Origin of the sequence: Flavobacterium sp. (assembly GCF_044368625.1) — a bacterium.
Classification (GTDB): domain Bacteria; phylum Bacteroidota; class Bacteroidia; order Flavobacteriales; family Flavobacteriaceae; genus Flavobacterium.
In genome coordinates this window covers 1-4,606 of the sequence record NZ_JBIPPD010000238.1, presented here as the reverse complement: position 1 = coordinate 4,606, position 4,606 = coordinate 1, and the positions used below count along the sequence as shown (strand labels likewise).

Genomic DNA, 4,606 nt, shown 5'->3' with positions numbered 1-4,606 from the left:
AATTGGCTTCACTACTAAATTCGACTCCAAAACTAAAAATATTCATACCCAATAATTTATCTATCAAACAAATATACAAAAATATGAGCAATTACGGATATACATAATTATTTTTTATAAAAAGCCAAGCAAGTAAAAAATAATGATAAATACTACAATAGTTCCGAGGCATCCGCCGCCCAATTTCTTAGCGCCATATCCTGCGATTAAAGTTTTAAAAAGTCCGTTCATATTTGTTTTTTTTTATTAGCAAAAGGTTGTAAGCTAGTTTTGATTTATTAAATCGTAATACATTTCATTGGGATCATAATCAAAGTCAAAATCCATAAGTTCTTCGTCTTTAAGGTCAGGTTCATCACTGTTATTCATAATAACAATGTTGACTAAATGGGTACTTATAGCATCAAAATTTTCTAGTTTGGTCAGTTCGATATTCATCATGTAGCTTTTTTTTACAAAATTGAACCAATTAATAAAAAATTGACTTACACCATTTTATACAAATGTTTCAGAATTCCGATTTTCGATTATAAAATCCAGTTATCGTGCATTATTGAACGTATCGCCTTGGGTAATATCGCCCGTTTTGTAACCTTTCATAAACCAATATTTTCTTTGTTCGGAAGTACCGTGAGTAAAAGAATCTGGCACTACTTCGCCTTGAACACGTTTTTGGATAGCATCATCGCCCACGGCATTTGCGGCACTCAACGCTTCGTCAATATCGCCTTCTTCTAGAAATTGATTCATTTTTTGATTGTAATGGGTCCACACTCCGGCATAAAAATCGGCTTGTAATTCTAATGCTACCGATAGTTTATTGGCTTGAACCTCATTCATACCTTGCTGCATTTTTCGCACTTTGGTCGAAGTGCCAAGTAGGGTTTGTACATGGTGTCCTACCTCGTGTGCCAATACATACGCAATGGCAAAATCGCCTCCTTTTGCTCCAAACTTCGATTGCAATTCGTCAAAAAATACTAAATCTTGTATACTTTTTGGTCAGCAGGACAATAAAATGGGCCTGTTGAAGCAGTTGCATTTCCGCATCCTGTTTCCACACGACTACTGAACAAAACCATTCCCGAGTTAACATACGTCATCCCATTTTCTTGAAATATTTTCGCCCATACATCTTCGTTGTCAGCCAGCAGAACCTCCATCATTTTGCCTTGTTCAACTTCTTCGGCAGTCAGCTGGCGTTGTGTGGTTTGTTCCGTTCCTGTATTGAATTGTTCTAAAACGGGCGTTAGATTTTGTAAATCAGATCCTCCAAATAGGTTAATTAGTAAAATGATTACCCCAATAATTCCTCCACCTGCAATTACTTTTCCGGATGAGCCCATTCCTCGGCGGTCTTCCATATTACCGCTTTCTCTTCTACCTTGCCATTTCATAACTCTATTTTTTTTTAGTTTAAGGTTGTTTAATCTACTTATTTTAAAGCTAATTTAGAACAAAAATCTATTTATAGTGCTAAAATTTTACATTTAGAAAATAAATTTCTTAAAATCTGTTTTAATTTGTAGATTGTTTTACCCATTTTAAAATGGTATCCCGAATGGCATCTTTAATAATCGGTTTGGAAACAAAATCATCCATCCCGGCCGACAAACACATTTCACGCTCTTCCTGTAAAGTTCCCGCCGTTAGTGCTATGATGGGGATATTGAAATCGGGTTGAAGTGCTCTTATTTTTTGCGTAGCTTCTAATCCATTTAGTAAGGGCATTTGAATATCCATCAAAATCATATCGGGTTGCAATGCCGTGCATGCAGCTACCGCTTCTTCACCATTGGTACTTTCGAACAATTCGGCAGCGGGAAACATGTTTTTTAATATCGTTTTAATCAGTAGCATATTAATGGCATTATCTTCTGCAATTAATATTTTTATAGCAATGTTTTCAGAATTGTATGGGGTATTGGTTGTCATAATTGATGCGGGCTCTGTGCTGTTTTTTGTACCTCTTTGTAAAATTAAATCAAAGTAAAAAGTACTTCCTTCATTGGGCACGCTTTTAACTTTTAATTTGCTGTTCATGAGTTGCAATAGTTGATTGGTAATGGTTAATCCTAATCCAGTACCTCCATATTTTCGGGTAGTGGAATTATCTTCTTGCAAAAAAGGTTCAAAAATTTTCTTCTGATTTTCGAGCATAATCCCAATACCGGAATCAATCACTAAAAATCGAATTTTGTACCTCTCGGCATCCAGTTGTTTCTTAATTTTCAATTGAACGCTAATACTTCCTTTTTTTGTAAATTTTATTGCATTACTAACTAAGTTGAGTAGTATTTGTTTTACCCGAATAGGGTCTAAATGAAGTGTTTTTGGAATGGAATCGTCCACTAAAATATGTAGTTCTAGTTCTTTGTTTTCAAGATCGTAACGAACTACTTGTTCGATGGATTCCAGAATTTCTTTAATAGCAACGGACTGAACGTCCAGTTCAAGTTTTCTGGCTTCTATTTTTGAAAAATCTAAAATGTTGTTGATAATTCCTAATAACGTGTTTGCCGATTGATGAACAGTTGCCATGTAGCTTTCTTGATTGGTATTCAATTCGGTTTTCATGAGTAATTCAGTAAAACCAATAATTCCATTCAAAGGTGTTTTGATTTCGTGGCTCATATTGGCCAAAAACTCTGATTTTGCTTTATTGGCCGATTGTGCTAACTCCTTGTCGATTATGGCAGATTCATTCTTTTTACGTTCTGTAATGTCTATGAAAATTCCTTCAATGTACTCGATTGTTTCATTGGTTTTTATATTATCAGCAAATTCTTCAATCCATTTAATTTCGTTTTCTTTGGTTCGAATTCGGTACGTAAGATGCATTTTTTCGTTTTCTGCAATTTTACGTTCCGATTCATTTAAAACATATTGCTTATCGGCTTCGTGAGTTAATTCTGAAAAATTAATACGTCCTTCTAAAAAATCATTTTTATGATAACCAGTTAATTGTTCTATTTGATCGTTGATGTAAATTTTAGTCCATTTTTGATCAAATTTCGAAAGGTAAACCGTTCCTGGAACATTGTTAGCCAAAAGTCGGAACCGTTCCTCGCTTTCGTTTTTTAATCGTTCATTAGTCGAACGTTGGATAACGGATGAAATATTGTTGGCAAGTATCTGAAAAATGTTGATTTCATCGTCAGTCCAAATTCGATCTTCGCTGCATGAATCAAATCCAATAAAACCCGAAAACTTGTTATTAAAAAATAAGGGCCAAATAATAGAGCGAAGTTCATTTGTAACCAATATATTTTTAAGAAAACTTTCTTTCATTTCAGAAACAATTGCAATGAAAGGTTTATTACTGGTTGCTTTTTCAATAATTTCCCGCAAGTTCTTATGTGTAAAAGTAGCCAAAGGAGTAATTTGTAACGTTACACCTTTTTTAGCCCACTTGACTTTTTGTGCTATCAGTGAAGTCTCAAGATTATGTTCATAATAGTAAATGTGATCTACTTGAGTGGCATTTCCAACCATATCAAACAATTCATACAAGTCTTCAATGGGTTTGGTTGACGACAAAAATTTGGCCGTACACTGCGAAACTACGGACCAAACTTGGCTGGTATAATTTAATTTCCGTTCCGTCTCTAGTCGCAATTGGAGTTCGAGACCAAGTGCGATAATATTGATTATGGTTGTAATGAAATTAAAGTCTTCGGCATCCCAAGTTTTATTTTTTTCTTTGTTAGAAAAGCACAAAATACCCATCAATAAGTTGTTATGAAATACACTCATCACAAGCATTGAATTGTATTGTAAATCCAATTTTTCTGTACTGTTAAAAAAGCCGGATGCATCTGTTTTTAAATCGGAAATGACAATTGTTTTTCGTTCTTTTAAGTTGTGTAAATTTAGATGCTGAAACTCTTCTGGAGTAAGAATTCCGGTCTTAATTTCTTCCGAATTTAAGTTGTAACTCGTTTGATGGAACTGCTGTAAATTTTGGCAATTAATGTAGCTCACTAAATCGGTTTTCGTTGCAATAGCGGTACTTTTTAGGATTACGGCAAGTACATCATTTAGGGTGTCAAAATTAGAAAAATTGGAAGTCGACAGAAAATTTATGGTTGTATTAAAATTCTCAATTTTTTCCAATCGAATACGTTCTTTGGACTCTAAATTTTTTATGAAAGTTATATCCCGCATAATCCCAGAGTACCCCACCACTTCGCCCTCAGAGTTGCGTTGCACAATTACTTTTTGGGAACCCCAAATTTGAGAATTGTCTTTACGGATTATAGGAAATTCAATAGTTGGAAAATTGTTATCAGGATTGATTATATCTTGGTAAAAATGCAACAACCGCTCTTTATAATCGTCTCTTACAAAACTCGTAAATGGTTTTCCAATAATTTCTTCTAAAGTATACCCCAAATGGTGCAGTGTAAAATCGTTGACAAAAGTAAAATTGCCGAACACGTCGGTTTCAAAAATTATATCGACTGCATTTTGAATTAAATTTTTATGCATATCCTTTTTTAATCATACTCCTGTAATACTTGCTATCACTAGTCTATCGAAGATTTTCTCACCAAAATATCTGCGATTTAGCTTATAAACAAACTCGTTCAGATACAGTTGTAAG

Annotated in this window: 2 protein-coding genes and 2 pseudogenes; all 4 read right to left on the bottom strand. The window is 34.2% G+C overall.

The features are described 5' to 3' along the window. Positions 1 to 264: 264 nt before the first annotated feature. A complete protein-coding gene (locus ACIQ2X_RS13975) occupies positions 265 to 441 on the bottom strand; it encodes a hypothetical protein (RefSeq protein WP_396179554.1) in 177 nt (58 codons plus the stop codon). Positions 442 to 540: 99 nt separating this feature from the next. After that, positions 541 to 1,397, bottom strand: a pseudogene (locus ACIQ2X_RS13970) (neutral zinc metallopeptidase). Positions 1,398 to 1,518: 121 nt separating this feature from the next. Beyond that, positions 1,519 to 4,491 (bottom strand): PAS domain S-box protein, encoded by a 2,973-nt coding sequence (locus tag ACIQ2X_RS13965; RefSeq protein WP_396179553.1) that lies wholly within the window; start codon positions 4,489 to 4,491, stop codon positions 1,519 to 1,521. A gap of 12 nt (positions 4,492 to 4,503) precedes the next feature. Further along, positions 4,504 to 4,606: pseudogene (locus ACIQ2X_RS13960) on the bottom strand (IS1595 family transposase); the annotation flags it as partial.

Excerpts from the sequence above, each read along its gene's own strand:
- ACIQ2X_RS13975 (WP_396179554.1), bottom strand. The coding sequence starts at position 441 with ATGATGAATATCGAACTGACCAAACTAGAAAATTTTGATGCTATAAGT.
- ACIQ2X_RS13965 (WP_396179553.1), bottom strand. The coding sequence starts at position 4,491 with ATGCATAAAAATTTAATTCAAAATGCAGTCGATATAATTTTTGAAACC.